At 54.0% G+C, this 24,999-nt stretch carries 37 protein-coding genes; 24 read left to right on the top strand and 13 right to left on the bottom strand.

Features of this window, described 5'->3' with window-relative positions; all coding sequences use genetic code 11:
- The first annotated feature begins 295 nt into the window (after positions 1 to 295).
- The 13 genes from C443_RS02605 to C443_RS02545 all read left to right on the top strand — a co-directional run bounded on the left by C443_RS02605 (position 296) and on the right by C443_RS02545 (position 5,640).
- The gene (locus tag C443_RS02605) at positions 296 to 586 is read left to right on the top strand and encodes a hypothetical protein (RefSeq protein WP_005533545.1); all 291 of its coding nucleotides are present in this window, start codon (positions 296 to 298) and stop codon (positions 584 to 586) included.
- The gene (locus C443_RS02600; protein WP_005533543.1) at positions 583 to 897 is read left to right on the top strand and encodes a hypothetical protein; all 315 of its coding nucleotides are present in this window, start codon (positions 583 to 585) and stop codon (positions 895 to 897) included. Before C443_RS02605 ends, C443_RS02600 begins: the two co-directional genes overlap by 4 nt.
- The gene (locus C443_RS02595) at positions 888 to 1,094 is read left to right on the top strand and encodes a hypothetical protein (RefSeq protein ID WP_005533541.1); all 207 of its coding nucleotides are present in this window, start codon (positions 888 to 890) and stop codon (positions 1,092 to 1,094) included. The genes C443_RS02600 and C443_RS02595 overlap by 10 nt, the downstream gene beginning before the upstream one ends.
- On the top strand, positions 1,091 to 1,327 hold the full coding sequence (locus tag C443_RS02590) for a hypothetical protein (RefSeq protein ID WP_005533539.1): 237 nt from the start codon (positions 1,091 to 1,093) through the stop codon (positions 1,325 to 1,327). Before C443_RS02595 ends, C443_RS02590 begins: the two co-directional genes overlap by 4 nt.
- A 56-nt stretch (positions 1,328 to 1,383) precedes the next feature.
- Positions 1,384 to 1,749 carry a hypothetical protein gene (locus C443_RS02585; RefSeq protein WP_005533537.1) on the top strand — a complete coding sequence of 122 codons (366 nt, stop codon included), beginning with the start codon at positions 1,384 to 1,386 and terminating at the stop codon, positions 1,747 to 1,749.
- A gap of 230 nt (positions 1,750 to 1,979) precedes the next feature.
- Positions 1,980 to 2,183, top strand: a complete 204-nt coding sequence (locus C443_RS02580; RefSeq protein WP_005533535.1) for a hypothetical protein — start codon at positions 1,980 to 1,982, stop codon at positions 2,181 to 2,183.
- Positions 2,176 to 2,391 (top strand): hypothetical protein, encoded by a 216-nt coding sequence (locus tag C443_RS02575; protein ID WP_005533533.1) that lies wholly within the window; start codon positions 2,176 to 2,178, stop codon positions 2,389 to 2,391. Before C443_RS02580 ends, C443_RS02575 begins: the two co-directional genes overlap by 8 nt.
- Before the next feature lie 118 nt (positions 2,392 to 2,509).
- The gene (locus C443_RS02570) at positions 2,510 to 2,707 is read left to right on the top strand and encodes a hypothetical protein (protein ID WP_005533532.1); all 198 of its coding nucleotides are present in this window, start codon (positions 2,510 to 2,512) and stop codon (positions 2,705 to 2,707) included.
- Between the two features lie 128 nt (positions 2,708 to 2,835).
- Positions 2,836 to 3,522, top strand: a complete 687-nt coding sequence (locus C443_RS02565) for a hypothetical protein (protein WP_005533530.1) — start codon at positions 2,836 to 2,838, stop codon at positions 3,520 to 3,522.
- A gap of 52 nt (positions 3,523 to 3,574) precedes the next feature.
- Entirely contained in the window at positions 3,575 to 4,474 is a 900-nt protein-coding gene (locus C443_RS02560) for a transcription initiation factor IIB (RefSeq protein ID WP_049943853.1), read from the top strand.
- 284 nt (positions 4,475 to 4,758) lie between these two features.
- Entirely contained in the window at positions 4,759 to 4,971 is a 213-nt protein-coding gene (locus C443_RS02555) for a hypothetical protein (protein ID WP_005533526.1), read from the top strand.
- 28 nt (positions 4,972 to 4,999) lie between these two features.
- Positions 5,000 to 5,179 (top strand): hypothetical protein, encoded by a 180-nt coding sequence (locus tag C443_RS02550; protein WP_005533525.1) that lies wholly within the window; start codon positions 5,000 to 5,002, stop codon positions 5,177 to 5,179.
- 74 nt (positions 5,180 to 5,253) lie between these two features.
- Positions 5,254 to 5,640 (top strand): hypothetical protein, encoded by a 387-nt coding sequence (locus tag C443_RS02545; RefSeq protein ID WP_049943852.1) that lies wholly within the window; start codon positions 5,254 to 5,256, stop codon positions 5,638 to 5,640.
- Between the two features lie 13 nt (positions 5,641 to 5,653).
- On the opposite strand, the gene C443_RS02540 is transcribed toward C443_RS02545, so the two are convergent.
- Positions 5,654 to 6,016 carry a hypothetical protein gene (locus C443_RS02540; RefSeq protein WP_005533523.1) on the bottom strand — a complete coding sequence of 121 codons (363 nt, stop codon included), beginning with the start codon at positions 6,014 to 6,016 and terminating at the stop codon, positions 5,654 to 5,656.
- Positions 6,017 to 6,122: 106 nt separating this feature from the next.
- Here C443_RS02540 and C443_RS02535 point away from each other — a divergent pair, with 106 nt between their 5' ends.
- From C443_RS02535 to C443_RS02520, 4 genes are all read left to right on the top strand, one after another.
- On the top strand, positions 6,123 to 6,563 hold the full coding sequence (locus C443_RS02535; protein WP_005533521.1) for a hypothetical protein: 441 nt from the start codon (positions 6,123 to 6,125) through the stop codon (positions 6,561 to 6,563).
- Positions 6,564 to 6,614: 51 nt separating this feature from the next.
- Positions 6,615 to 6,887, top strand: coding sequence for a helix-turn-helix transcriptional regulator (locus tag C443_RS02530; RefSeq protein ID WP_005533519.1), 273 nt, complete (start codon positions 6,615 to 6,617; stop codon positions 6,885 to 6,887).
- Between the two features lie 57 nt (positions 6,888 to 6,944).
- The gene (locus tag C443_RS02525; RefSeq protein ID WP_005533517.1) at positions 6,945 to 7,682 is read left to right on the top strand and encodes an N-6 DNA methylase; all 738 of its coding nucleotides are present in this window, start codon (positions 6,945 to 6,947) and stop codon (positions 7,680 to 7,682) included.
- A gap of 63 nt (positions 7,683 to 7,745) precedes the next feature.
- Complete coding sequence (locus C443_RS02520) at positions 7,746 to 8,009, top strand: DUF7389 domain-containing protein (protein WP_005533515.1); 264 nt, start codon at positions 7,746 to 7,748, stop codon at positions 8,007 to 8,009.
- 260 nt (positions 8,010 to 8,269) lie between these two features.
- On the opposite strand, the gene C443_RS02515 is transcribed toward C443_RS02520, so the two are convergent.
- Together C443_RS02515 and C443_RS02510 are read right to left on the bottom strand one after the other, a co-directional pair.
- Positions 8,270 to 9,460, bottom strand: coding sequence for a Cdc6/Cdc18 family protein (locus C443_RS02515; protein ID WP_005533514.1), 1,191 nt, complete (start codon positions 9,458 to 9,460; stop codon positions 8,270 to 8,272).
- 447 nt (positions 9,461 to 9,907) lie between these two features.
- On the bottom strand, positions 9,908 to 10,930 hold the full coding sequence (locus C443_RS02510) for a tyrosine-type recombinase/integrase (protein ID WP_005533511.1): 1,023 nt from the start codon (positions 10,928 to 10,930) through the stop codon (positions 9,908 to 9,910).
- 601 nt (positions 10,931 to 11,531) lie between these two features.
- Here C443_RS02510 and C443_RS02505 point away from each other — a divergent pair.
- Complete coding sequence (locus C443_RS02505; RefSeq protein WP_005533509.1) at positions 11,532 to 12,620, top strand: hypothetical protein; 1,089 nt, start codon at positions 11,532 to 11,534, stop codon at positions 12,618 to 12,620.
- Between the two features lie 146 nt (positions 12,621 to 12,766).
- On the top strand, positions 12,767 to 13,309 hold the full coding sequence (locus C443_RS02500) for a hypothetical protein (RefSeq protein WP_049943851.1): 543 nt from the start codon (positions 12,767 to 12,769) through the stop codon (positions 13,307 to 13,309).
- A gap of 3 nt (positions 13,310 to 13,312) precedes the next feature.
- Here the strand turns inward: C443_RS02500 and C443_RS02495 are convergent, their stop codons facing one another.
- The 7 genes from C443_RS02495 to C443_RS02465 form a co-directional block, all read right to left on the bottom strand.
- A complete protein-coding gene (locus C443_RS02495; RefSeq protein ID WP_005533508.1) occupies positions 13,313 to 14,038 on the bottom strand; it encodes a hypothetical protein in 726 nt (241 codons plus the stop codon).
- A complete protein-coding gene (locus C443_RS21060; protein WP_152423000.1) occupies positions 14,038 to 15,105 on the bottom strand; it encodes a hypothetical protein in 1,068 nt (355 codons plus the stop codon). Before C443_RS21060 ends, C443_RS02495 begins: the two co-directional genes overlap by 1 nt.
- Before the next feature lie 237 nt (positions 15,106 to 15,342).
- Positions 15,343 to 17,388: a minichromosome maintenance protein MCM gene (locus C443_RS02485; protein ID WP_005533504.1), complete on the bottom strand. Its 2,046-nt coding sequence runs from the start codon at positions 17,386 to 17,388 to the stop codon at positions 15,343 to 15,345.
- Positions 17,389 to 17,599: 211 nt separating this feature from the next.
- Positions 17,600 to 18,169, bottom strand: a complete 570-nt coding sequence (locus C443_RS02480; RefSeq protein ID WP_318249584.1) for a hypothetical protein — start codon at positions 18,167 to 18,169, stop codon at positions 17,600 to 17,602.
- Positions 18,170 to 18,273: 104 nt separating this feature from the next.
- Positions 18,274 to 18,639 carry a hypothetical protein gene (locus tag C443_RS02475; RefSeq protein WP_005533501.1) on the bottom strand — a complete coding sequence of 122 codons (366 nt, stop codon included), beginning with the start codon at positions 18,637 to 18,639 and terminating at the stop codon, positions 18,274 to 18,276.
- A complete protein-coding gene (locus C443_RS02470; protein WP_005533498.1) occupies positions 18,632 to 19,405 on the bottom strand; it encodes a ParA family protein in 774 nt (257 codons plus the stop codon). Before C443_RS02470 ends, C443_RS02475 begins: the two co-directional genes overlap by 8 nt.
- 175 nt (positions 19,406 to 19,580) lie before the next feature.
- The gene (locus C443_RS02465) at positions 19,581 to 19,874 is read right to left on the bottom strand and encodes a helix-turn-helix transcriptional regulator (RefSeq protein WP_005533497.1); all 294 of its coding nucleotides are present in this window, start codon (positions 19,872 to 19,874) and stop codon (positions 19,581 to 19,583) included.
- A 149-nt stretch (positions 19,875 to 20,023) separates the two neighbouring features.
- Between C443_RS02465 and C443_RS02460 the strand changes: the two genes are divergently transcribed.
- From C443_RS02460 to C443_RS02445, 4 genes are all read left to right on the top strand, one after another.
- Complete coding sequence (locus tag C443_RS02460; RefSeq protein WP_005533494.1) at positions 20,024 to 20,311, top strand: hypothetical protein; 288 nt, start codon at positions 20,024 to 20,026, stop codon at positions 20,309 to 20,311.
- Between the two features lie 57 nt (positions 20,312 to 20,368).
- Positions 20,369 to 21,193: a hypothetical protein gene (locus tag C443_RS02455; protein ID WP_005533492.1), complete on the top strand. Its 825-nt coding sequence runs from the start codon at positions 20,369 to 20,371 to the stop codon at positions 21,191 to 21,193.
- 599 nt (positions 21,194 to 21,792) lie between these two features.
- Positions 21,793 to 22,374 (top strand): hypothetical protein, encoded by a 582-nt coding sequence (locus tag C443_RS02450; RefSeq protein WP_005533489.1) that lies wholly within the window; start codon positions 21,793 to 21,795, stop codon positions 22,372 to 22,374.
- 65 nt (positions 22,375 to 22,439) lie between these two features.
- Positions 22,440 to 23,450, top strand: coding sequence for a hypothetical protein (locus tag C443_RS02445; protein ID WP_005533488.1), 1,011 nt, complete (start codon positions 22,440 to 22,442; stop codon positions 23,448 to 23,450).
- A 21-nt stretch (positions 23,451 to 23,471) separates the two neighbouring features.
- Here the strand turns inward: C443_RS02445 and C443_RS02440 are convergent, their stop codons facing one another.
- On the bottom strand, positions 23,472 to 23,732 hold the full coding sequence (locus C443_RS02440) for a hypothetical protein (protein ID WP_005533487.1): 261 nt from the start codon (positions 23,730 to 23,732) through the stop codon (positions 23,472 to 23,474).
- 85 nt (positions 23,733 to 23,817) lie between these two features.
- Between C443_RS02440 and C443_RS02435 the strand changes: the two genes are divergently transcribed.
- Positions 23,818 to 24,066 (top strand): hypothetical protein, encoded by a 249-nt coding sequence (locus C443_RS02435; protein WP_005533486.1) that lies wholly within the window; start codon positions 23,818 to 23,820, stop codon positions 24,064 to 24,066.
- A 229-nt stretch (positions 24,067 to 24,295) separates the two neighbouring features.
- Here the strand turns inward: C443_RS02435 and C443_RS02430 are convergent, their stop codons facing one another.
- Positions 24,296 to 24,481, bottom strand: coding sequence for a hypothetical protein (locus tag C443_RS02430; protein WP_005533485.1), 186 nt, complete (start codon positions 24,479 to 24,481; stop codon positions 24,296 to 24,298).
- Complete coding sequence (locus tag C443_RS02425; protein WP_152422998.1) at positions 24,478 to 24,735, bottom strand: hypothetical protein; 258 nt, start codon at positions 24,733 to 24,735, stop codon at positions 24,478 to 24,480. Before C443_RS02425 ends, C443_RS02430 begins: the two co-directional genes overlap by 4 nt.
- Positions 24,736 to 24,999 lie beyond the last annotated feature (264 nt).

Here is a 24,999-nt window from a genome sequence, read left to right as displayed (position 1 = left end):
ATTAGATAGCGGATTCACGTTTTTATATAGATCTGCGGAAGACTATATTCCGCTCTGTTCAATCCAATGACAGCAAGGGTATCCCGACAGTTGAAGGGGCGGTTATATTGCTCTTCGCCATGGCTGTACTGACCGGAGTCGGGTCAGAAACTATGACTGGTAGGACTTCCGACAATCAATAAGCAGACAGACTGAGCGGGCATTTCGGGCACCTAAGTAGGTAAATAAACCGAATACACGACCGTCTTACCCCTAATTTTGTGTTCCTCTGGCGGGTGAGAGGATGTCCCGAAATATGTCTTGTCGTGGCCCAGAAGGCCTGTCTCGGTCAACCGTTCCGCAGTTCGTCGAGTCCATTGCCACGACTGTTCGAGCACGGTCTGACAGCACTGACATTGAGGCTGCGGTCCTTCGTGCTGTGGCCCGCCGCTCGGACAGCCTTGCCCTGCCGGACGTACTCGAACTTCGCTCACTGCTGGACGTCGACGGCGAACAAGCCGACACTCTAGAGGAACGAGTCGCGACTATCATCAGCGCTATCGACGGCGAACTGGCTGGCTGGAACCGCCAGGAGGTCACTGCATGACGCCAGCTTGTACGGCGACGTTGGGCGATTTCGGCGCTGGTGGTCGCCGGTCGGATGCCCTGATCGACACGGAGGCCGCGGCACAGGAGGCCGTCGCCGGCGAGTGGGAATTTCTCGCCGTCGGAAACGACACAATCGGCTGGCACATTCCCGACACCGGAGCGACAATCCTGCTCAAAGGCGGCGACAATGGCTGGAAGCTCGAACGCGCAACCAAGCTGGTCGGGACGCGAGATTCGCTCGATGAGGGGCTGGAACTTGCCCACTCCTACATGGCGGATCGACCGGAGGGAGCATCGACATGGCGATGATCGAACGCGACAGCTGGCATCGTGAGGAACGCAATCGGGTTCCGGCCGCGCTGGCACGGGCCCGGTTCTGGCAGTCGGTTGCGCCACACAAGGTCGGGTTCTGGGAAGCCGTCGACGAGACGCTGCTGGCTGATTATCCGCACTGTCGGTACAAGCGCAAGACAACACTCGATGACTTCCGGGAGGGAGATGCATGAGCGACGCCGACCCGGTTCTCGACAAACTCCCACCAGAGCGGCTGTTGGACGCCGATAATCTCCAACCAATCGTGGCTGGCATCAACTGTATGCACTCAATCGAGACGGTCCAGCAGTATCTCGCCCACGAGAACCAGCACGAAAACCGGACGCCAGTCCAGTCTCGCCTTCGAGAGCGGGCACGCGAGATTCGTCGCGACAAATCGGATGCTGAGGAGCAAGCCGCCACGTAATTTCTGAGCCCCAACGGGGTGAGGGGCGTCCGACAGCGGGCGCTCTGCTACCGATCATGACTAAGAGCAAGACAGACGAAACGGCCGCACAGCAGTGCGACGACCTCGATATCGACCCCGACGTCGTAGATATCGGTGACGGACTGAAAACAGCCGAAGACGCGCCCGAAGTTGTCGTCGGTGGCGTCGACGCCGAAAACGAGCGCGTGAAGGTGTACTCTTCGTCCGCCGAACTCCGAATCAATCGCTGGGTCAGCATGGACCTGTTCAGCGTCCACTCTCCAAACGAGGACATTCAGACCGACGCCGACCGCGAAGAGTGGCTGAACGAGACGCTGCCGAAGAAGGCCACGCATATCGACGGAAACGTGTACCCACTCAGGTATACCATCGACGAGAACGGGAACGTGATCGCACAATAGTTGAGGAGCCGTACCAGCCCTTCTCTGGCTTTATCTCACACTCACGGTTCCCGAGCGCAAGCGCTCGGGGGACACGCTCCACCTTGGACCGGCAGGCCGGTCCGGCGGTCCCGCTTCTGGAGGCAGGAGGACTCATCGCGATGAATCGAGTGTCGGGGGCGAGCCGCCGTGTGTTTTCTGTGCCCCAGTCGGGTGAGGGGCGTCCGACAGCGGGCGCTCTGCTACCGATTATGTGTGAGAACAAGACAGTCGAGACAACTGCACAGCAGTACGACAACTACCCCGATCCCGACGCCATCATTCACTTTGGCGATGTTTCGGAGGAACTGGTCGAGTTGGTCGAGGAAACGCTGGAGACATCGGAGGTTCTGTCGACCTCTCGCGACGACCTACCTGAAACGACACTACTCGTCGAGGCGGTCGAAAATGAGTGACGACCAGCTGTTCATCGTGGTCGAGGGTGTCGGGCCAGCAGACTTTCCTGAGAACGAGGCGAGTTCCAACAAGCAAGACGAGGCCGTTACTCTCGCAAACGATATCCACGATCTGATTCGTGAGGAGTACGGCAAGGAAGAGATTGAGGGCGTCATCCCAGCGGTCAATCCCGACGCCCACGAGCAGATGCAGGCAACGGAACTCTGACCGAGCGGCGAGAAGGAAGTTTCTTTAGCCGTGGTGCTGGCTGCAACGCCTGCTCAGTCAGTGAGCGTGCGTACAGAACGCCCAAACGACTATCCCCTTTTGTGCTGACATTCAGATCATGAGCAGACTGTTTGAAGAACAGTTTGAAAGCCTCGCTGTGGATTATATGAAGTTTCGGCTTGCTTTGGCGGTGTTTGGGATGACTGCTGTTGGTTTAAATGTACTTGTTGAACCCCTCTGGAGCACACCCTTAGCGTTCCTAACTGTACTTGTTGTTTCTGTTGTTGCAGGTGTCACCGTGTACCGGCTACTGTAATCACTATCCGCTGTACTGAGCACTCTTGTCTGAACTAGAGTTTCGCTTTCATGAACTCTAGTCCCCGGATTTTCTGCGCCCCATCGGGGTGAGGGGCGTCCCACAGAGGGGCGTTCCGCCTGTTACTCATGGCTACCTCAGAATCCAGTAGCGACGCCGGGAGCATCGACGCCAGCGATATCGAGGACGCAGCGCCGAACAGCCGTACCGTTCGGGCGCTGACCGAAGTGATGACTGTGATGGATTCGATTGGGCTGGCACGAAACGCCGACGACCTCTTCCTGGTCAACTCCGGGTCCGGCTCAGAGTACCTTGTCGACACCAGAACAGGCAGTTGCGAGTGCAAGTGGAAGCAGTACAATCCCACGGAAGAATGCAAACACCAGAAGCGAGTCGCCTTCGCGACCGGCGAGCGACCCATCCCACAGTGGATGGACAACGATGCTCTGGACGGCCAGTTCGGGTTGCACGTCGACGGCGAACCCCGGCAAGCAGTCCCCGACGGCGGAGTCATGCAGGTTCAGTTCGACAACGGCGGCGTCACAGACCCGGCAGCAGACCCCTTCGCTGTCCACTCCGACGACGAGCCACGAACGAAGCGAGCGAAACAAGAAGACATCGACGTCTCGTTTCTGGCAAAGCCGGGCCGCTACGAGGTTCACTCAGCATCGGACAGTCGCTACGAGGTAGATGTGCTTGAGGAGACGTGCAGTTGTCCCGATGTCGCTGAGCGGTGCAAGCATCTTCGCCGGGTCGAGATCGAGATCACGGCAGAGCGAGTCCCCCGGCCGGATGGAAAGTTGCCAGACGCGTAACGGCCCAGTAGCGTGTTTTCTGCCCCTCTGGTGAGTGAGAGGCGTATTCTCGATGGCTTCACGAACTGTCCAGACCGAACTGGTTGCATCGCAACAGCCCTGTCCCGAGTGTGGCGGAACACTCGACAGCAGTGGGCGGGAAACGCATTGCACTGACTGCGGCTTGGTGGTCGAGGCCGAACAGGTTGACCGAGGTCCCGAGTGGCGGGCGTACAATCGGGAGGAACAGAAGCGGACAGGGGCTCCCCGAACGGTGACCCGCCACGATCGGGGGCTGTCGACAGATATCGGGTCGGCTGAGAGTTCAGATATCTCGTCGAGACGACGTCGACGGCTTGCTCGCCAGCGACAACTCCACGGCCGGTCAAAGTTCGATAGCAAGCGCGACCGGAACCTCGCACACGGGCTTGGCGAAATCCGACGGATTGGGAGTGCGCTGTCTGAGAGCAAAGCGGTCAAAGAGCAGGCATCGACGTTCTTCCGGGAAGCACAGAAGGCAGACCTCCTTATCGGGCGGTCGATTGAGGGCGGTGCCGCGGCCGCCGTGTACGCTGCCTGCCGATGCAACGGCCTCGTCAGGATGGAGACGGTAGCCGACGTTTCCCGGTGTTCCACGTCGCACATCTGGACCTGCTACCGGACGTTCTTGACCGAGCTTGAACTGCCAATCCCGGTTTCGCTGCCGGTGGACTGGGTGGCGAGGATCTGTTCGGACCTTCCACTGGATGTCAGTCCAAGGATTCGCCAGCGGGCGCTGGCACTGGCTGAGGAGGCGACCAGATCGACGGACATCAACGGGCGACCGGACGGTGTCGCCGCGGGTGCGCTTTACCTCGCCGGCCAGGAGTCAGATATACGATTGACGCAGGCGACCATCAGCGAGACGGCAGACCTCGACATCACGACGACCCGACGGTGGTACCAACAGATTGCGGAGACCATTGTTGAGTGAGCGGCCTTGACCGACTGTTTTGTGTGTCCCAGTCGGGTGCAGGACGGGCCAGAAAGCGCGTCCTGAGAAGATCCATGTCAGTTACCAGTACTTCCGAAACAGTAGCACAGCACGACTCTGGAACTGCTCGCTGGCCGAGCATCCCAATGGGACCCACGCCAGCTGGTGCAGCTACGAAGTCTTCTAGGCGACAACCGCTTGCCCTCAACGAACTTGACCTAGCAAAAAAAAGAACCATTTATCAACTCGGAAGAGGATACTTATCACCAAACTGAATAATATAAATGACGGAACTCAGCATACGCCAGGAAGCAAGTTTCCACTCGTTCCTCACGATAGCCAGTTCGCTAATCGGCCTCGCAATCATGACCTACTATCTTGCACATTCCCAGCACTGGAACGCTGCCATCACCGGTGGAATAACTGCCCTACTCTCCATAATCTTCCACAAGAAGGCAAAAAGTTACAGAAGAAAACTCGACCCCGATCTGCGGTGATCTCACGTCGCTCCCTTGGATATCAACCGTGGTTCCCGACCCGGTCGTGATCGAGACACAGGCACTCAAGTTCGCGGGTGCGCTTTACCTCGCTGGTCAGGAGTCAGATATACGATTGACACAGGCGACCATCAGCGAGACGGCGAACCTCGATATCACGACGACCCGACGGTGGTACCAACAGATTGCGGAGACCATTGTTGAGTGAGCGGCCTTGACCGACTGTTTTGTGTGCCCCAGTCGGGTGCAGGACGGGCCAGCAAGCGCGTCCTGAGAAGATCCATGTCAGTTGCCAGTACTCCTAAGACAGTAGCACAGCACGACTCTGGGACCGTTTTTGACTCACCGCCAGCGCTCCGGTCGCAAGCTAAGGTCGCGTCGTTCGTTGAACAGGTCCTCGTCGAACTTCGCCACGAGGCCGTGGCTGCTCGGTACGTGACTGATCTATACCAAACTGGAGTGAAGACAATCTGGTGTCGGGTCGAGCACACGGCGCTGGACGTCGACGCTGCGTATGTCCAGATCCGAGACGATCCACGACTGAGCGTTGGTATCGAACCGTGTTCGCAGGCGACAGTTCGAGAACGTCTGTGCCAGTGTCTCGATCATGACCGGATCGGGCGCGTCGACGTGCGACCGCTGGCTGGTGTCGAGTTTGAGAGCGGCTGATCCCGTTCAACTGCTACTCTTTTCTTGGCAGGTTAAGCTCGTTGAGAGCAGCGTGCTGGCGAAGAACACAGAGATGCGGGCAGACGGTCGTCGCCTGGAAGACGTCGCAGCTGCACCAGCCGGCGTGGGTGCTGTTAGGGTGCTTGGCAAGCGAGCAGTTTGCAGGCCAGTTGTCGTCGACGGAGACGAGGAACAGGTCTGGACGGCCGCCCTTCGTGACCTCGACAGTGGCATCGAGGGCAGCGTTCCACGTTGCTGACCGGTTGTCTCGGATCTGCTGGAAGTCAAGCTCGCGGGTGCCGCTGGGCTGGCGGGAAACCCGCTGATCTGTGAGCGAACATTCGCTGGTCGTGGTTGGGGACTCGGCTGTTTTCATGATGAGTCCTCGTACTAACATATACACACTCAAACAGCAAAAAAATTGGCTCAGAGGTAATCAGCGGTAGATTTTGTGCTTCTCCGATGGCTGAGAGAATCAAATCATGAGCAGTAAATACCGACATGGTGATACTGGTCCGAAAAAGTTGAAGTGGCGCTGGAAAGACGAAACTGACAATCGGTCGCTGCCCCAGTCGTGGGCCGACAACGGTCGCACAGAACCTCCCGAAGGTGATGAGGTGCAACTGTATGCAATCCAGTGCCGGGCTGGACTCTTACTCGAGTGGTTGGTCAATACACGGACTGGGAAGTTGCTCCGGGGTCCGTTGAGCGAGAAGCCGGGAATCCGCGTGCTGTACGTCACTGCTGACGGTGAGCACGCAGTCCTGAAAGAGTTGGAGGCCCGCGAAGTTGATGATAGTTGGAAGCCACCCAAGCAGTTCACCAGCATTATCGCGAAGCACCCGGACGAGGCTGACCCTGTACCAGACCCCAGTCAGGACCACTATTGCCGCTCGGTCAGGGACCTGTACGATTTGGAGTGACGGTGGCGAGGTCATGGCAATACACTTGTTCTTCGTATTCAACCAGCCAATATGGACGATCTGACAGGGTTTCAACGAGACTTATTGTTCGTGGTCGCTGGGCAATCCGAACCGGCCGGTGTTGCGATCAAAGACGAAATTGAAGAGTATTACCGGAAGGAGATCCACTACGGCCGACTGTATCCGAATCTAGATACGCTCATCGACAAAGGTCTCCTCGAGAAAGGGAAGAAAGACGGACGGACGAATTCTTACCTAATCACCAATCGTGGGCGTCGAGAGCTTCAAGCCCGACTCGACTGGGAACGCCAGTACAACGCCTGACCAGACTCCTGACTGTGGGGTGGCCGGATTTTGTGACTCTCTGTGGGCTGAGAGAGTATGGCTTCGCCACAGATCGACGTTGACGAAATCATTGAAACGCTTGCACAGATTCGCCAGCGTGGGCATAGTGCCCACACGGTCTTCGTGGACTGGGTCAACCTCATGTTCTATGCACTCCAACGGCGGGACGAACCGTACCTGGAGATCGTCGACGACTATCGAGAGCGCGGCGACATGGACTACCCCGACGGGCAGCGCTCGGTCGACCTCTTCTCGAAAGCGTTCGGCCAACACTTCACGCCTCACTCTGTTTGTGAGACGATGGTCGAGATTGCTGGTGTCGTCGACGAGAACGATACCGAGGACCGACAGACGGTTTGTGACCCGGCCTGTGGGAGCGGTCGGATGCTCTTGACTGCCGGTCGGAAACAGCCAGACGCGCTGTTTGTCGGGCAAGACAAGGACCCACTGTGTGCTCGCATGACCGCGCTGAACTGCTGTTTCCTGAATCTGGATGCCTACATCGTGCAAGGTGACTCGCTGACTGTCGAGTTCCAGCGGGCGTGGGAAACGTCGTACTCTCCGATGGGTGGGAGCGTTCGCGAGCTAGACGACGAGGCGGTCGAGGATCTTCACGGGTGGATGACCGACGCCTTCGAGAACACGGTCGAAGGAGGGAGCCAATCCGGCTCAGAACAACAGACAGAGACGGATTCTGGTGACCGGACGCCGCCGGTCATGACGTCTGTCCCGAGTGAACAGGCCAGTTTGGGCGCATTCGAGAGCAGCGATTGACGGCTGTTTTGTGCGCCCCAGTCGGGTGCGGGGCGTTCCAGTGAGAGCGTCCCGAGAAGACCCATGTCAGAAGAACAAGACTCAGAGCCAGACGCGGCTCCAGATTCGGTTGAAAAGGTCGAACGAACGGACTTTGGGTGCAGTATGGAGGCCCGGATGAAACGAGGAACCGGGACGCGAGACGAAGACAGTATGACGATCAAGTCGAAGGGTGAGACTGCTGAGGAGACGATTGTGGAGTTCTACGAACTCTTGGAAGAGTACGAGCAGGAGATCAGTGATCGGCTTCGAGATATCCAGCCTGAGCGAGACGAAGAAGAAGAGTAGGTCATCTCACTCACCACCGCAGGTCAATCTCTGAAACCGCCAACTTGGTGATCAAACGCTTGGACGGCTCTGCAGTTCGAGCTCGAGCAAGGTACGTCAATTTTGAGAGAGCCCCCTCGCTGCCGCAATCTACAACGTCGAACAAGTCGTCAAACAGTGATTTTGTTATGTAGCACTTTGCAGAAGAGGTGTTATCGGCCGTCTGCCAGAGTTTTTCGTGACTTGACCGATATCCCCCGGGGACCCCCCTGTCCGCATAATTAGCTGAGGAAGTCCATCGCATTTCCTAAGCGGTCGTTTTCCTGAAGTACATCGATAGTCATCCCAAGGTCTGCTGATACTTCGAACACATAGTGGTGGCCACCCTGGATACCCTTGTTCTGTTCTATCGCATTGACAACCCCTGCCAGGTCTAGGTCTTGGAGATGGTCACGAACTCGCCGCATGGCAATGGTGTCCGCATCGATTTTGTTAGCGATGTTTTTGTACCGAGAATAAACCTCTCGGGTTCGAGCTGGGGCTTCTCCTTCGGTCTCTAAGGCGACGATGGCCATTAGAGCGAGGTGGTCTTGCGTGGTTAGGTCACGGATTCCTTTCTCGATACTCTTGCGCTCGATGGCTTCTTCGGCTTCTCGGACGTGATTAGCAGTTACTTTGTCGTCACCAGAATTAGCGACCAGTTCACCAGCCTTGTACAGATACCGAATAGCCTGCCGAGCTGAGCCCTTGTCTTGTGCAGCTAGAGCACCACACAGCGGAATCACATCATCGGTGAGAACTCCGTCGTGGAATGCTTTGTCAGCCCGCCGGCTTAGTATTGAGCGGAGTTCATTGGCATCGTAGGGAGAGAAGTGAATTTCCTCGTCGCACAGAGTGTCTTTCACCTTTGGCGAGAGATTGTCTCGAAACTCGAAGTCGTTGCTAATCCCGATGACACTGACCCACATATCTTCAAGAAGGCCGTTGGCCCGTGCTCGTGGGAGTTCATAGAGAATTTCGTCATTAGTTCCAATAGAGTCGATTTCATCTAGTACGATGATGACCGTGCCACCGATATCCTGAAGTTCGTCATAAAGAAGGTCGAACACGGTTTTCAGATCATATCCTCGTGGTTTCGATCCACTGAGTTGGTCAACGAGGTTGGAGGCAACCTGATACGACGAATTATCTTTCGCACACGAATACCGGATCACAGAGAGATCTATATCATTCTCATCAGCGAACCCAGCCAAGCCTTTAAGTTTGAAATTAACCCCAACAGTCTTTCCTTGTCCGGTTTTCCCGTAGACGAACGTGTTATGAGGGGCTGCACCTCGTGCGACAGGAGCAAGGGCATCGTGAAGGGAATCAAGTTCTTTTTCGCGTTCAGGGAGTTTCTCGGGAGTCCAAGTGTCGTATAACACTGTCTCATCAACGAAAATAGAGGATTGGTCAGTGAACGACTTCGACATGGGAACTAACAAGACATGAGGAATTATAAAACCCCTGTGTCTGGAGCGTCCGCATAGTCTGATCTTTATATATGGGGCGGGGGGAGGGGTGTCCGCATAATTAGAGGAACAAGCCGACCCATTGAGAATGAACCCTCAACTACAGGTAGTATGGAGTGTAGAATAGCAAGAGAAATGGATACACCTCTGCTAGCACTTCTCATGATAGAATTTAGATGAGTATACAAATTTATATTTATATTTTTTGCAACCAGCTACATATACCGCTATCACCCAAATCATCCCATCTCTCAGAAATCTACAAACCCTCCTCACACGTCGATAAATCCCTCTAATTGCTGTAATCATATTTATTGTCATGTATTCTTCCCCCTTCTGAATTTGAACCGCCCTCTCTCATTGGTCCGATATTATGCGGACAGGGGGGTCCCCCCCTGTGACCTTCCGTCATTCGCCGGTGATGATATCGTTCGCTTGGTCTCGGGTGCGTTTCGCTGCTTCTTGGGCGTAGCCCTCGTGTGTGGTCTCGATTGACTTGTGACGTAGCACATCTTGTGCCAGCTGTGGATTTTCGCGATAGATTTCTCGTCCGAGGCCACGGCGAGCGCCGTGAGGTTTCAGCGGCTCATCGAAATCGTACTCTGACCACTCACAGAGGTCAGCGAGGATATCCCGGGCCGACTGAGTTGTGATCGACGGCGTCGGGTCAAGCGCTTTTGCCGCGTTGTCTAGTCTAGGGAACACAGCCTCGTCGCCATCGGGCTCTCGAAGTTGCTTCCAGCGTCGGAGTGGATCGAGACCGTCGTCGAGGATCGGCGCAGATTCACGAGTGCGATTCTTCCCGAACACCTGCATCGTACCGGCGTCGAGATCGACGTGCCGCCACCGAAGGCCGTTGCGGTCTTCATCGTCGGAGACGGCGACGAGTTCTGCGCTGCGAGCCCCAGAATAGGCGAGGAGGAAGACAAGTGCTTGATCGCGGTAGGCTGCCGTGCGGTCGATATCCTCGCTCTCGCCGGCTTCATCGACGCGAGCAGTGGCAGTCGCACAGATGGCTTCTCGGTCGCGTGTGGTCCAGTACTGCTGGTCACTCTCTGTCTCGTCGGTCGGAAGCGGGTCTTCGGCGTGGTTGGTCTTGGCCGGGTTTGTCTGGATCAGACCCTCGTAGACAGCCCAAGTGAGGAACGAGCGCAGATAGGCGAAGTACCGTCGTGCTGTCTCTGGGGAGATATCGTCCTGGTCCTCGGCCCGGGCAAGATCACGAGCGTACTGTCGACAGACGTCGTCGTCAATCTCCTCAGAGCTGCTGATTCCGTGCTGGTCGCGACTCCATGCTGCGAATTTCCGGAGGACGCTCGCGACGTTGGTTCGATAGCGTCCGGAGTCGATATCGACGAGTCGCTTGTCGATGGCTGCTTCGAGGGCGTCATCCCCGGGAGTAGCGTCGTACTCAGGCGGAAGACGATTCATGCTTCCCGTACAGCGGGGGTGCGGGTAAAACTGGTGGTGCTTATCTGATTAATACAAACCTATCTACGAAACGAAAAACCGGCGTCTTGGGCCATCTTTGTCGGAATTATCTGATTTAGCGGGGTAGATAAATCACATGGCGCTATATGATTATCACTCAAATTCTGACCTTTATCAAGCAACATATTAGTATCTGGACGGTGATGCTGCGAATATCTGTGAGCCCGTGGATAAGAGCCAAGTCTATCAGTGAAAGCTGAATAAGAAAACCGACTATTGAGAGGGTCATGACCGCTACTTACCACCGGCCATGGCGGTCGGCAGGAAAGGCCAAACAAATCGGTCAGATTAAACAGTATGCCTCTCACGAAGGCCGTATACGGTTGTCAATGAAAAGTCCGACATCATAAGCCACAGTTTGGCCTGGATTGGTTGGCTATAGGCCGATATCGCGGGTACCGTGTCGTAGTTCTTGATGAACTTCGACAGTCGCCTTGGTCAACTTCGACTTGTCTAAAGAGCCATAGTGTGATAGCCTAGTTATCAAAATTCACTCGTTGCTGCGAAGGAAATATATATTGCGTTTACATCGACATTGATTATGCCAGTCGATTTGGGATTGTGGCGGATTCGAGACGATGATGAATTTGAACGAATTTCCTCAAATCGTCTTGATAGAGAAGACCGTTTGGAACAGTTCCTTCTGCAGGATCCGAATGTTCTCGGTCAACCGCTGCTGGTAATTGACCGGCAAATAACCACTCCAGATGGGAAGCGACTCGATTTACTTGCTTTAGATATCAGTGGGGACCTTCATGTGATTGAATTAAAACGCGATCAAACCCCGCGAGAAGTCACGGCTCAGACAATGGACTATGCATCTTGGGCTAGCAATCTTGAATACGAAGATGTGAAACAGCTTTATGAGGACTCTGCGGAAAACAATGACTCGTTTGAAGCCGGATTTGATACTAAGTTCCGTCCAAGTAATGATGACACCCCAATAGGTCCTGGCGAAGTTAATAATCAACATTACTTAACAATTGTAGCCTCGGAACTCGACGGATCCACCCAACGAATCATTGGGTATCTTTCTGAAGAATTTGAGGTGCCGATTAACGCAGTTCGCTTCAACTACTACAGAGAGGATGGTCGGGAGTATATCGCCAGGTCTTGGCTCAATGACCCATATGAGATCGAGGATGAGGAAGAGGAGCAGGAGCAAGAATCTTGGAACGGCCAAGATTTCTATGGCAACTTTGGGGCGAATTCTTATCGAAAATGGAGTGACGCCCGGGAATATGGATTCATCACAGGGGGCGGAGGAGAGTGGTATCACCGGACGATGGGTAAAGCGACAGAAGGCTCTAGAATATTCGTTTACCACCCTGGGGACGGATACATTGGAGTCGGGACAGTAACGCAAGAAAAGACGCCAGCTCATAAGTTCATGATTGAAGATGGAAACAGACCGATCACCGAAGCCCAGCTTGAGGGAGACCTCAGTCAGAATAAAGATGATCCTGATCTTCGAGAGTATCTGATTGGCGTTGATTGGATTGAGACTGTTGATATGAATGATGCTATCTGGGAGAAAGGGATGTATGCAAACCAAAATACAGTCACACGACTGAAAGACCAACAGACACTAGACCGACTCTATGATGAGTTTGGAGTCTCTGCTCCTTAATCAGCAATAATCCTGCTTCGGATGGTTTTGACGGCCTTCTTCAACAATAGAGACGGATTCAAAATTCGTTCTATAGCTATGGGATATCTACCTGATATAGATAATACCGCATTATATTTTATATGGTGGACTGAGAACGCCCCGATATGATCCTCCAATCCATGAATGATTGGCTAATAATCTTGTTTTTACAGGCCTCAGATTATGAAATAATTGGAAATATTCTGCTTCCAATTGCGTTGGCATACATAACCGCAGAAATACAAATAAACCGATCTAGAAAAAAAGAAAAAGCTATCAGAGAGCGTGATTGGCTTGAAAAAACATCCTCAATATGCCATCTTATATTGTGGGAGTTTGAGCATGTGGACGGTGATGTGGATGTAACGGACCGTATCGGTGGTGAATCTTTAAACGAATTTGGGAATATAAATGAAATATCATATCTTGATGACCGCTTCCTTGAACTGATCTCGCATAGTAGTAATGCTCCGTCAACGATATCTAATGACATCATAGACGATATCAAAAAAGTAACCTTTGAGTATGCGAACCCAGAGCCCGATGAAATACCCGGAACAATCTCAATTGGTAATCTCCAAGAGGATCTACAATCAGATATAGAAAATATACAGAATCGGTGTAATCAAAAAGCAAATAAAAAATCAACTAACAAAATCATCAGATAGGTTTCAAGCCTGAATTTTATCACATTGAATAATCCGGAATCTCATATATGGGTGATTTTCTTCTTCAAATATTTCTCGGATTGAACTAGGTATCTCATCCATCTCTGGATTCTCGCCCACAATGACATACCATATACTCGGGAATTCTGGCCAATGAAACACTGATTTGTAGGTGTGTGCAACGATATCATCCTCAACCTGGCCATTGAACAACTCGTTCGTTTCAGCTGGGAAATTAAATTCTCTCCAATCGAATTGCGAATCTAATTCGGTATTTATCTGACGAGAGACACGCTTGACGATGTATGAAATTTGACTAAGCGCTCTTGGAAGCTCTTCAGCGGTCCAATCAGCTGCTCTTTCTTTTGTCTCTTGAATGGTCGACTCAAAATCAACTGGTAGTTCTGTATCGATTTCGTTAGAGACTGCATCTACATTGAATATGGAGTCTAATATTTCGTCTGTCACTTCACCCTCTATCCCATTTTCTTCTAATACAGTCTCCGCCCTTTCTGCCAAAATTCCGAATGTCGATGAAAGGGCTTCAACTATTGAACGAAATTTCCCTCTAATGTAGAGAGAGCTAACTTTATTACAGCTTTTATCTACTATAATTTCATCAGAGGCGCTAGAATCTCCATTTTGTTTGGCGAAGTCTTTCAATACTGAAAGAGTAATAAAAACAGAATCTGGTTGGTCAACCTCTTTCTCATGTATCTCAATACTCATCAGCTCAAGAAGGTGGACTCTATCGGTTCCATCAACTGCTTCGTTTTTGGGTCCAGCTCATTCTGATAATCCGAATTGGAAGGTTTGAGACCAGTGTCTTCTAAAGAACCTTGTAAATCTTCGACTCTTCCTGTCCAATAGCTTTTGTTCTCTTGGACGAACTGCGCATTGTCTTCTTTCAAACTGTCAGCTCTCTCTTTATCCTCGTCTACTGTTTGTGTAGATGCGATACTGGATACCCATGTCCACACACATCCATGATATGTTTTCACTATCTCTTCAAATAATTGACTCTGGCTATACCTCACTATATCATCATACGTCCGCATTCCTATGAGCAAATCTCGGAATGTATTGAGATATTGGGACATGTTTCTTGTGGCATCCTCATTAATCCCTTCAACTCTACGTGCAGAAAGCTCTAAATCACTGATTGGCCCATGACAGGCATCAATCAGCTTTGTAATGGTCTCCTCATCCAAGATCGTTCCTGGAGCCATTTGGTATATGTCGAATAGCTCTTTTTGTATCTTCAGATTGGATAGATACACCTTCTGCCATGCTCCAGGTCCATTTTGATAATCGTCTTCAAGAAACCCATACAGATCTGGACCGAAGGCATCCATCTTATTAATTTGCTCTTCGAAGAACATACAGAATTCTTCGGCTGTTGGGAAGTCACGCCTGTAAGAGGATTCATATGGAGACCCATCTATACACCTATCAAGCCTGCCTGGGTTTAGATTGTCTGGTCTTATACGCCCTATCGGCGTTGCTCTACCATACCGATACCAACTATACATAATTGGTAATTCATCTGATGGACCTGGCAAAGACGTGAAATCATCAATCTCTCGGATAGCAGCTACAGCGAGCTTGTCAATCCAGACAAGGTCCTCATTCACACCTACAAAATTCTTCGTCGACACACTATTTCTTTTAATTTCACCCGAAGGCGTCATATCGGGTCCAGATACCTCTTCACCAACCTCGTATAGGGCTGCCTCAAGCCCAGCCTTAAGATCAGAAATTAGAGGTTCATACTCGTCGGGATAGTATCTGGCCATGATTTTCTATCTGTTCTCGCGCTATGTTTAGACTCCCTCGTTATTTGTTTTGCGGTGATTAACACCTACTACCCCTACGGCTCTGATTTATTACCATTCACTCGAATGGGTCGATGTGAGTGCTATATTTGCTTTCAGCCAGTATGTGATTAATGCTGGTAATGTGCCGGATTCACCATAGACCTCTTGAGGCGAACTCACTGAGAATAACTCGGCACTGGCTGATTCTCACACCTCCTATGTTCTCCTAAACTCACCTTCCATAGAATAGATCCTTCCTTCTTCTTTCAGTCTTCCAACATCACGCACCAGCAATTCATAATCAAATCCTACTCTATCAGCAAGTGTTTCTACTGTCGACCCATCCAACTCCTCTACGAGAGCAAGAATCGTCTCATGCCGCTCACGCTGACTCTTCGACTGTCCCGTCTCGATTATATCTGCATCGAATTCCCCGCTCTCGGGATCATACCCGACCTGCTTCATCGATTTAGTTACCAGTTTGATCGCCCGTTCTACATCCTCAATCTCTACAGTATCCGCCAGCCGAACACGAGCACTCGATTCTGCGAGTCGCTGAATCGCCTCCACCTTGCGGAACGTCACCGGAATCGGTGAATCGTCATCTTGTTCGCCAGCCCCAGCTCGGAACTCGACGAAGAACTGCTTCAGTCGCTCCGCTACCTCATCGTCTTCGATGATCGGACGACAGGTCTGCTTGGCGTGAGCGACGTAGGCCCGCATCACCGACCGCTCAATCGCCGGTTCGACCCGCTGCTGTTCCTCCTCACTCAGTTCCTCACCTAGGGTATGACGGCCTGCAGCCTGCCGACTCTGGACCATGTGGTCGACGACATCCGCATCATCTTCTCGGTCAGGCTGGTCGGACACCATGAACATCAGGTCGAACCGGGAGAGTAGCGTCGGGCCCATGTCGATCTGCTCGCCTTTGGGGCGGTAGCGCTCGAAGCGTCCGTTCTTCGGATTCCCCGCTGCAAGCAACGAAGTCCGAGCGTTCAGCGTGGCGTTGATACCGGCCTTGTTCACGTGGACCTGCTGACTCTCCAGGGCGTCGTGCATCGAGGATACCGCGTCGGACTGCATCTTGTCGATCTCGTCGACGCAGGCGATCCCGCCGTCGGCCAGCACCAGCGCACCGGCTTCCAGCCCCCACTCTGTATCTCCGAAGTCGTCAGCGACCGCCGCTGCTGTCATGCCTGCCGCCGTCGCACCCTTCCCCGAGGCGTACGTCGACCGCGGTGCAATCTGGTCGACGTAGCGGAGGAACGTGGACTTCCCACAACCGGGGTCACCGAGGAGGAGCATATGCCAGTCCCCGCGGTCGCGGCTTCCGTCCGGGTACTCGTGTGCCCAGCCACCGAAGAGCTGCAGCGCGACGGCCAGCTTGACGTGTTCGTCGCCCCGGTGCTTCGGGTTGATCGAGTCGATGAGCAGCTGGTACGGATCACCGCGTTCCCCGTTGGCGATGGCTTTGATTTCGTCGAGGTGTTCCTCTACGTCGACATCGTCGTAGTCGCTCTCCTCTTTCACGACTGAACGCGCGTCGAGGTTCGTGTCGAAGTCGAGCCCTTGGTCGGCTTTGGGCTCTTCTATATCGAGAATCCCGGTCAGTACCACCCTGTCACCAGCGTCGAAGCCCTCAATCAGGTCGTCTTCGAGGTGGGCGTCGACGCTCTGCGCTTCACCACCGTTCGTTTTCTCGGGCGGCTGCTGGATACGAGCATACTGGTGGTCTATCCAGCTACTGGCGTTCGCATCGAGCGAGAACGGACCTTGCCGCTCACACCCCTGACACTGGTGGGGTTCTTCGAGACTCTCTCCGTGCTGTGGAATCGTCGTTTGGCTTCCGCAGCGCTGGCACTCCCAGACGGCTTCGGTGAGGCGCGGCTTCACGTCGGACACCTTCTGGACCTGTCCGCGGATGTCGAGCAACTGGCCGATGTTCTCATGACGGGAGACGCCGGAGGGGTCGAAGACGTGCATCTCCGGGAGGTTGTAGATACGTACGTGAGCGTCGTCGAGTTCGACTGCTACTGGTAAATCGTAGAGACGGAGCGCTTCTTCCAGGTGTCTCTGCAGTTCCTTCGGTTGGTTCCTCACGTCGTCGGCAACGTCGGGGTCAAACCGGTACAGGTCGTCGTAGTCAACGTGGATTGACTTCTGTTCTCTGGGGTAGCGTTGTGCGAGCTGTGCGATCTCTTCCGAGTAGTAGTCCCGGAAGAATTGTATCAATTCTTCGGTGAGTTCGTGGTTTTCGGGCATCGTGTGAATCTGTGAAGTCTTCACAACAGCCGCGGAGGCTGTTGATTTGTATCGACTGCGAGCGGTGCGAGCGGTTTACGAGCGTACTAACAGCTAATCAACAGTTGTTTACACAACCGCCCTACCCTGCAAACTCTAAGGGTTCAGACGATTTCGCTCAGACTGGTCCAATCTGGTGGGGGCTTCCCCCGGAGCATCTGTTGTGAGGACTTCACAGATTCTCGCCTTCCCGGTCAGCCGTGTACTTCCGGGGGACGCTCCCGGCGTCGAGATCGAGCCGTAGCTCTCCGTTTTCGTACTGTAGCGCGCTCCCGTTGATTAGCCGGGCCGCGCGCTCCATGTCCCGGTAGATCGTGGTCCGGTCGATGTTCGGGTAGTGGAGCGCTTCCTCGGCTTCGCCCCGGTCGACGGTCGCTGCAGGCGGCTCGTCGCGCCGCTCACGAGCTTTCGCCGCTCTATGAAGGTGCTGAACCAGCGTCACCGCGCGCTGCTTGCCAGTCATCTTGTCGGCGTTCTCGACGACTTCTAAGATATCGGTGCGGGCATCGAGACGCGCAACTTCCGCCTCCAGTTCGTCGATGCGTTCGTCACGCGCTGCCAGTTCGTCTTCTAGCTCCTCACGTTCGTCGCGTTCCTCGTGAAGCTCCTCACGGAGTCCGGAGACCTGTGTCGAAAGCGCATCGAGCCGCGCTTCCAGCGCCTGAACGGTGGTTTCGAGACTCTCGGCCCCGGGGTTCGCGTCGGGAGAAGCGCCCTCGCCGTCGGGGTTCGAATCGGTCACGCTGACCACCCCCGGGCAGACCCCAGGCTACAGGGGGTTGTCGTTTGGGCATCTAAACCGAGAAGGGTATGCCGCCTCCCGGATTCTGTCGTTCGCAGCTGCAGTTACTGGTCAGCAAGCCCCAATTCTTCTCTGACCGTTGTATTCCGCAGCGACGACTTGATCACAGCAGGATAGAACTTGTTGTTCTTCGGCAGATCCTCGCCATGTTCACGTCGCCACTGGACATTCAATTCAGAGTATCGAAGCTGTAGGTCGTCAACAAGCTCATCTGGCAGATACATATTGACATTCCGTCGTTCACGAACGCCGCCACTCTCTTCCGTCTCACCTGTTTTTTCGCTCTCCGATGCCTTTGCTGTCTTTGATGTCTTTGAGCTATTTGAGCTATCTGTCTGAGTGTTATTTCCACCGTTGCTATCTTCATCATATCGCTGGTCGAATGGGTCCCGGTCGCGTTTGTCAGCCATCGGTCTGTTCCTCCAAGTGGTCTGCAATATCGAGATAGACGTCCTCCATGTCACAATCTTCCTCGTGTTCAAAGATTGAGACACCGTTATTCCACGCTCTCTGTAACGCGACCCGCTTTCTGATTTCAAAGACTTCACAGTTCTCTTTGTCGTCAAAGACGTCTTTGAACCAATCCATCATCTCGTCTGCCTCACCATCGACACCTACCTCATTGGCTACAAGACCAACCTCGTGAATGTCACCAAACGCTTGCTCCATGCTTCGCAGCTGCTGGAATAGGAGTTCTATAGCACGGATGGACGTTGACTTCGCTTGCGCTGGGATCAAGACATGACCTGTCGCTACAATCGCGTTATCGGTCAGAACACCGAGATTTGGTGGACAGTCGACAATAATGAAGTCATATTCGTCGTCGACATTATCGAGAAGCATATCGAGTCGCTCCTCCCGGCGCATCACGTTCGACAGTTCATCCTCAGCGTTGATCATTCGCACGTGTGATGGGACACAGTCCATCTCCTGATGTTCAACAATCAGGTCCTCAAGATCGTCCATCCGGTCGAGGTCGGGCAGGACCTCGAAGAGCGAGTCTTGCTCTGGATCATCATACAGATCCTCGAAGCCCAACCCCTCTGTTGCATGGCCCTGTGGATCAAAGTCGATTAGCAGCACCTCACTGCCCAACTCGTTCAGTGCACCGGCTACATTGAGTGCTGTCGTCGTTTTTCCTGCACCGCCTTTCTGATTACTAACGCTAAGTCTCATAGCCATCTTTTCTCTCTTTGAGAGCAAAACTGTCGGAAAGGTCAAAAAGGTATGTCAGACATAATTTCAAATGGTGCTTTTCGAGCAAGTTCCAGAGTTAGTACGTTACGGGGTTCAGTACAGCGTAGGAGAGTTTTCCTAAGAACTGCGGTTTCAACCTTCTCCCAGTGATTCGCTACGTAGATAACTCGTCAATTGGAGCCAGATACTGATTTTCCCATTCTCGGTGCGCCTGCAGGTCTCGAACCCTGCGCTTTGTCAGGTAGTACTCGTTTGCTAGTCCGTTTTTATCTTCTTTCCTGATGAGCCCCTTTTCTATCATCGCGTCCAGTTGCGGGTAGATACGCCCCGCTGTGACTTCTGTATCGTAGTACTCTTCGAGTTCGGCAGTGATCTCCGTCCCCATCGGAGCATCTAAGCCTGCAATCACTGTCAGCATATCCCGTTCTGTATTGTTCAGGTCGTTCATCACTTGGCAAAATCTAGACAGACCATTGATAATCTTGTGGTCTAATAACTACCCAACCCGGGTTAATCAACCTTCTCAAGAGCTGTACTGACACTTGCCTTATCCACCATGTCAGTTTATCAACCCATCCCGCCTGAGGGTTCCAAACCATGCACAACCTGACAGACAGCCAAAACAAAGCATTGCTCACCGAACTCGCAACCTATCAGAACCGAAGGCTCCTGCTCTGGCAACTCGCAGCTGACGGCCGTTCGTTCTGTGGTGTTCGATTCGTTGCTCGGGAGCACGACCTGCAGAACGCGCCCGTCGACGAACAGGTCCACGCGTTCGTCGACGATATGCTCTCGGACGGTGAAATCCGGCCAGAGTACGATACGATGGCTGACTGGGACGCCCTAGAAGCGGCTCATGGCGACACCGCCGACCAGTTCCTCTAGATCGGACTCCTTCCCGTAGCGATTTTGTGCGGCCTCCATGGCTGGAGGCTTTCCAGTATGTTGCCTACAGCCGAAGTCCCGTTTGAACCGATCTTCGTTGAAGAACCACTGCTTATCCCAAACTACCGAGAGGCGATCATCAGCAACGTCGGCTTACCGTTCTACGCCGATGTTGACCGTCCTGATGAGGTTCCCGCAGACGAGCAAGAACGCACAATCGACCTTGCAGAACGTATCCTGTGCGCCGGCGGCGTCCGAACCGGCTTCGGCCACCACGAAGAGGTCCGAACCTCGATGGAGTCGTGGGCTCCCGATGCCGACGAGGACCGTGACGCCGATCCGGGCTACTGGCGCACACACGTCCTCTTGATGTCGCCCCGCGAGATGAACTTCGGGCAGCTAGACGGTGGACCAGAAGAGAAGCACAAGAAAGCCAAGACAGTGCTTGCTTGGGCCGGAGACTGTATCGACACCGACGTCCTTCAGGAGATCGAGCAGTCCCAAGCAGAGGATATCAAACAGGCGTGGCGAGATGCAGCGGAAGCCGAACTAACTCAGCGCAAGATCGAACAGTTCGCCGAGGAGCCGCCGGAAGGACTCGATGGCTGGCAGCGACTTGACGCTGATCATGATGCCGTTGAAGTGGCCTACGTCGCCGACAACCACGGAACCCCGTCAGTTGCGACCGTGTTTGAAGCCGCTGACGGTGAGCTGAAGGCCCACGAGTTCACGCTGGAAGCGTGGGAGGAGAACGATGGGGATCCTCGCGAGGCCCGGCTGAACCGGTATTGCGTCACCACTGACGGCGACGGGGCCTACGCCCGTCTTCGATCACATCTGCTGACCTTCGAGGTCGAGTCCATGGAGCAACTCGAAGTGTGAGTTGATTTCGCGCTGAGTACATCGAAGGCCGACAGTACGGCTGGTCGTATTCCGCTCTGCTGAATTGATTAGAACATTGTAGGAGCCAGTCATCAGGTGCGGACCAGAGCGTGATTGTATCTTAGTCGCTTTTAATGGTTTCCTCAGGGAGCAGTATCTCGGGTCGTTGACGGCAATCTGCAGCCCGTGCGAACGCTCTAATTCGATCCCACTCGTCGGGTGTGAGGTTGCTATCCATAATTGACAACTACCTGTTTGGAAGCTTAATATTTTATGAATTTAGACGAAATAAATAGTGGTTAAGGGGAAGCAACGAGGACACTCACCAATAAAGAATCATATTAATACAGGTCCACAAAGTGGGTGGTTGACTTTTTGTATAGACCAACCTCAGGAAACCCCTACGACACCTTCTTGAGACCGGTCAAATCCCAGACTTGACACACCGGATTTCGAGTGAAACACCATCGCTGTCTGGTGGTTTTCTCCGGAAACAGTGGTGTGTGCCAATTCTTCAGCAATTGCTCGCCCCGACTGAGAGTTTTTTGCACCCCCAGCCGGGTGAGGGGTGCTCCAGCGAGAGCGTCCTGAAAAGAACCATGGCTTCGAAGACGACCAACAGCAGTCAGACCGGAGAACAGGCAGAACGCAGTGAATCGCAGTCGTTCCCAGAGTTGACAGTCCAAGCCGAAGGGACCGCAGACCGACTTCGGCGCGTGAATGAAACTGGGAAGGCCGATTGTCTCGAAACAGTCGAAGTTGAGCTTGCTGTCGAGTACGACATCGAGTCCTCCGACGAGTGGCGCAGTCTCATCGACCCGGACTATATGCAACACGGACAGACCGTTGAGAAGAGCACGGTCATCGACGACCTGCTTGACAGGCTTGCAGGACACTACCGCCGGCAATCGTCCTCAAGCTACGAGGCCCCGGACTGGAATCTCACGGTGACCGGCTCGGCGACCGCCTGGAGACGTCTCTTCATGGAGTTTACTCAGCTGCGTGGTTCAGATTCCGACCAAGCCGACAAAGGCACTCTTCGTCTCAAACAGTTGCTCGCGACCGATCTTGCAGACACAGGCGCAGCGCTGGCTGCCCTCGAACTCATCGAACAGTACGACCTCGATAGGTCACCAGATCCATTCATCGACGAAGTCGCGGACGGCACGGACGGCGAGTAGCCAGCTCACGCCCAGTCTCGGCTGCATTCGTTTTCTGTGGCCCTCGTGGCTGGAGTTTAAATACGATGACGAACGCAACCAAGCGTGTGACTGATCGAAATCCTGAGTACGACCCCGCGGATATCCTCGGTGCAGCGAGTTCTGACCCTGAAACAAGGGGGAACGGACGGGAACGGGTCCTCGAATCCACCAGGTATCCAGAGGGAACAGAGGATGATGCTCGCACCTGTTCGACCTGTGGACAGGACATTCCACAAGATGAACGCCAGTGTCCGTTCTGCGCTCAAACCGGTATCTCAGAGATTCCTTCTGACGATCAGGATAGCAGCCCACTTGGGGAATGGACATTCGGCCGGGTCGTACTCGCACTCGTCGACGCGAACACTGACTTCCACGCACGGGCACTGGGCGCTGCGGCCTTCTCCGTGTCCAGTAGCATCGCAAGTGGCGAGGATACCTCTCACGGCACGGTGAAGTGTCGAGCGGCCTTTGGCACCGAGCCAGCGTCGAATCTTACTCGCGGTTGGCCCGACCTGCCGACCGAAACCACGCTTGACGAGGAAACTGGACAGGCCCTCTTGAAGACAGCCGACGAGCAGACCAACTGGGACGGCGACGTCCAGCCACGGATCTATCTCGAGGACGGGACAGCGATTACCGACCGCTCGGAGTTCCAGCGTCTCACAGAGGAGTTCCGGCAGGACGATGGGACGTACTGGCTTGTGCCCGGCGTCGTACAGCGCCACCAGGCGAGAGCCGAACCGGAGATAGTTGGTATCGGGTTCTACTGCCGGCAGTGTGGCGCCGTGACGGGACACGAATCCCACGGGTTCGATGGCTTCGAGTGCCATACCCATCTCGACCGTATGATCTGGACCTGTAGAGAGTGTGGACAGCACCGACATGAGCCCGAGAAGGAGGATGACACGGAGAAGGTTACGGGCTATGAGCATCTTCCTGACGGCGTCTCACCCGAGGATATCCACGGCGACGAGCCAGACTTCCAGGAGCGGGAGTTCCAAGATCAGATCAGTGCCTATCGCGAGCGGCACGGGTTCTTCCCGTGGGAGCGGTAGCCTCCACTGTCAAAATCGCAGCTATTCTGACAGTAGGTAATCCAAAACGACACTTGCCCCGTCCTCGGTCCGGGGCACTGTATTCTCCAGCAAGTGCTCATCAGTTTCGTCGACGTCGAGAATACCAGTTTCGACGATCCGGGGACCGTCTTCTCGCTCACCGGTGAGGGTCAGGCACAGCTGACCGTCGACCTTCCCGCCGACGACCGAGATCGCCGCAACGTCAGCAGGAAACGAGACGGTTGTCCAGCCATCTGGTTTCCGAACCCGCAACTCGGTCATTAGTGCTTTTTCTCTCGGCAAACAGCATCAACGCTCCGTCTGGGTCAAGCAGAATTTTCTGACTCCCTTGTGGCCGGAGGACATCATGAGTGACACAGAATCGCCTTCGTTTGAGGAGTATGACTTCAACCACGGTGACCGCGTTCGCGTCGACTGGACGGACGGACAGGGACCACTCGACGAGGTCGTGGGCACTGTCTCAGGAATCTCGCGCAGCGCCGGCGACGTGATCGTCGCTGTCGAGGCCGACGACGATCAGTATCCGGACAATTCGCTCTACTACGGTACTCACGACGCCGCTCCCGAGTGGGTCGAACTGCTAGAGCAATCCTAGTCTGACGGCGGCCCCCTCCAAAGAGAGCCGTCAGCAGAGAGTTATGGCGCAACAGTACTGGTATTTGTCGGCGGTGCTGACTGTTTGATATGGCCGAGCGATAGCTGGGGCTGTGGTTTCAGATGCAGGTCGTGGTAAGGCGCTCGCTCGTCCGTCGTCGACGTCCATTACGGTTCGATGCGAGCGATAAAGTCCACATTTGGTTCGTCTACAAGTGACGCCACCAGTACTACAGCTGCGGCTGGTCAACGACGACGGTGCCACAGCGGGGACAAAGCAGGCGGTCGCGCTGAACAGAATCATCCATGATCCAGTCACTGCCGATTGGGCTGGCGTGCTCGCAGGTCGGACAGAACAGCGCTGTTTTTGAAAACTGCTGGTCGGAGTCGCTGGTGTAGAGTATCGAGTCGGTCATGCGTTTGGAGAGTAGTTGTGCCCGATGACAGCACAGACGATGTTCAGGACGACTAAGCCACTAACCAGTAGGGGCTGTGCTGCAACAACGTTGGTCGCAAGCGTGGCCGCGATAACAAGCGGGAGCGGGATGCTCGCCCAGAAGGCGATTCCCTGGAAGACAGCGACAATCGTTTCGACGATCATCGCTACTAGTGATTGCACGTTCGATCCGGCAGCCGGAGGGCGTGGGAGAGAGAGGTCGGAGGTTGACATTGATACTTCGCTTACTCGACTACTGCACTGGGACCCCGATATAAAGCGCAGACCGTCAGTGTGTATTTGATTCACTTCACTGTCTGCCTGATACTTTACCACCTTTTACGACATTGAGTATTTACGTTGAAACAGACTCAGAATCCTTTAGAGATTTTACAACCGATTATAAACCGAGTAATACAGATTGCATGGTATACTGCTGTCCTGACTGGTTAGTCCCTCACTGGTAGCTTTAATTGGGCGGGTTGTTCCCGGAAAGGG

The organism is Haloarcula argentinensis DSM 12282 (assembly GCA_000336895.1).
In the GTDB taxonomy this organism is placed as follows: Archaea; Halobacteriota; Halobacteria; order Halobacteriales; family Haloarculaceae; genus Haloarcula; species Haloarcula argentinensis.
Note: the sequence above shows the minus strand (reverse complement) of the source record. Positions and strands in the feature narration are given on the sequence as shown.

Excerpts from the sequence above, each read along its gene's own strand:
- C443_RS02565 (WP_005533530.1), top strand. The coding sequence starts at position 2,836 with ATGGCTACCTCAGAATCCAGTAGCGACGCCGGGAGCATCGACGCCAGC.
- C443_RS02455 (WP_005533492.1), top strand. The coding sequence starts at position 20,369 with ATGTTGCCTACAGCCGAAGTCCCGTTTGAACCGATCTTCGTTGAAGAA.
- C443_RS02600 (WP_005533543.1), top strand. The coding sequence starts at position 583 with ATGACGCCAGCTTGTACGGCGACGTTGGGCGATTTCGGCGCTGGTGGT.
- C443_RS02560 (WP_049943853.1), top strand. The coding sequence starts at position 3,575 with ATGGCTTCACGAACTGTCCAGACCGAACTGGTTGCATCGCAACAGCCC.
- C443_RS02475 (WP_005533501.1), bottom strand. The coding sequence starts at position 18,639 with ATGGCTGACAAACGCGACCGGGACCCATTCGACCAGCGATATGATGAA.
- C443_RS02595 (WP_005533541.1), top strand. The coding sequence starts at position 888 with ATGGCGATGATCGAACGCGACAGCTGGCATCGTGAGGAACGCAATCGG.
- C443_RS02580 (WP_005533535.1), top strand. The coding sequence starts at position 1,980 with ATGTGTGAGAACAAGACAGTCGAGACAACTGCACAGCAGTACGACAAC.
- C443_RS02485 (WP_005533504.1), bottom strand. The coding sequence starts at position 17,388 with ATGCCCGAAAACCACGAACTCACCGAAGAATTGATACAATTCTTCCGG.
- C443_RS02510 (WP_005533511.1), bottom strand. The coding sequence starts at position 10,930 with ATGAATCGTCTTCCGCCTGAGTACGACGCTACTCCCGGGGATGACGCC.
- C443_RS02515 (WP_005533514.1), bottom strand. The coding sequence starts at position 9,460 with ATGTCGAAGTCGTTCACTGACCAATCCTCTATTTTCGTTGATGAGACA.
- C443_RS02425 (WP_152422998.1), bottom strand. The coding sequence starts at position 24,735 with ATGTCAACCTCCGACCTCTCTCTCCCACGCCCTCCGGCTGCCGGATCG.
- C443_RS02430 (WP_005533485.1), bottom strand. The coding sequence starts at position 24,481 with ATGACCGACTCGATACTCTACACCAGCGACTCCGACCAGCAGTTTTCA.
- C443_RS02530 (WP_005533519.1), top strand. The coding sequence starts at position 6,615 with ATGGACGATCTGACAGGGTTTCAACGAGACTTATTGTTCGTGGTCGCT.
- C443_RS02440 (WP_005533487.1), bottom strand. The coding sequence starts at position 23,732 with ATGACCGAGTTGCGGGTTCGGAAACCAGATGGCTGGACAACCGTCTCG.
- C443_RS02575 (WP_005533533.1), top strand. The coding sequence starts at position 2,176 with ATGAGTGACGACCAGCTGTTCATCGTGGTCGAGGGTGTCGGGCCAGCA.
- C443_RS02460 (WP_005533494.1), top strand. The coding sequence starts at position 20,024 with ATGCACAACCTGACAGACAGCCAAAACAAAGCATTGCTCACCGAACTC.
- C443_RS02535 (WP_005533521.1), top strand. The coding sequence starts at position 6,123 with ATGAGCAGTAAATACCGACATGGTGATACTGGTCCGAAAAAGTTGAAG.
- C443_RS02495 (WP_005533508.1), bottom strand. The coding sequence starts at position 14,038 with ATGAGTATTGAGATACATGAGAAAGAGGTTGACCAACCAGATTCTGTT.
- C443_RS02525 (WP_005533517.1), top strand. The coding sequence starts at position 6,945 with ATGGCTTCGCCACAGATCGACGTTGACGAAATCATTGAAACGCTTGCA.
- C443_RS02465 (WP_005533497.1), bottom strand. The coding sequence starts at position 19,874 with ATGAACGACCTGAACAATACAGAACGGGATATGCTGACAGTGATTGCA.
- C443_RS02500 (WP_049943851.1), top strand. The coding sequence starts at position 12,767 with ATGATCCTCCAATCCATGAATGATTGGCTAATAATCTTGTTTTTACAG.
- C443_RS02505 (WP_005533509.1), top strand. The coding sequence starts at position 11,532 with ATGCCAGTCGATTTGGGATTGTGGCGGATTCGAGACGATGATGAATTT.
- C443_RS02540 (WP_005533523.1), bottom strand. The coding sequence starts at position 6,016 with ATGAAAACAGCCGAGTCCCCAACCACGACCAGCGAATGTTCGCTCACA.
- C443_RS02445 (WP_005533488.1), top strand. The coding sequence starts at position 22,440 with ATGACGAACGCAACCAAGCGTGTGACTGATCGAAATCCTGAGTACGAC.
- C443_RS02450 (WP_005533489.1), top strand. The coding sequence starts at position 21,793 with ATGGCTTCGAAGACGACCAACAGCAGTCAGACCGGAGAACAGGCAGAA.
- C443_RS02605 (WP_005533545.1), top strand. The coding sequence starts at position 296 with ATGTCTTGTCGTGGCCCAGAAGGCCTGTCTCGGTCAACCGTTCCGCAG.
- C443_RS02590 (WP_005533539.1), top strand. The coding sequence starts at position 1,091 with ATGAGCGACGCCGACCCGGTTCTCGACAAACTCCCACCAGAGCGGCTG.
- C443_RS02520 (WP_005533515.1), top strand. The coding sequence starts at position 7,746 with ATGTCAGAAGAACAAGACTCAGAGCCAGACGCGGCTCCAGATTCGGTT.
- C443_RS02470 (WP_005533498.1), bottom strand. The coding sequence starts at position 19,405 with ATGAGACTTAGCGTTAGTAATCAGAAAGGCGGTGCAGGAAAAACGACG.
- C443_RS02555 (WP_005533526.1), top strand. The coding sequence starts at position 4,759 with ATGACGGAACTCAGCATACGCCAGGAAGCAAGTTTCCACTCGTTCCTC.
- C443_RS02545 (WP_049943852.1), top strand. The coding sequence starts at position 5,254 with ATGTCAGTTGCCAGTACTCCTAAGACAGTAGCACAGCACGACTCTGGG.
- C443_RS02570 (WP_005533532.1), top strand. The coding sequence starts at position 2,510 with ATGAGCAGACTGTTTGAAGAACAGTTTGAAAGCCTCGCTGTGGATTAT.
- C443_RS02585 (WP_005533537.1), top strand. The coding sequence starts at position 1,384 with ATGACTAAGAGCAAGACAGACGAAACGGCCGCACAGCAGTGCGACGAC.
- C443_RS02435 (WP_005533486.1), top strand. The coding sequence starts at position 23,818 with ATGAGTGACACAGAATCGCCTTCGTTTGAGGAGTATGACTTCAACCAC.
- C443_RS21060 (WP_152423000.1), bottom strand. The coding sequence starts at position 15,105 with ATGGCCAGATACTATCCCGACGAGTATGAACCTCTAATTTCTGATCTT.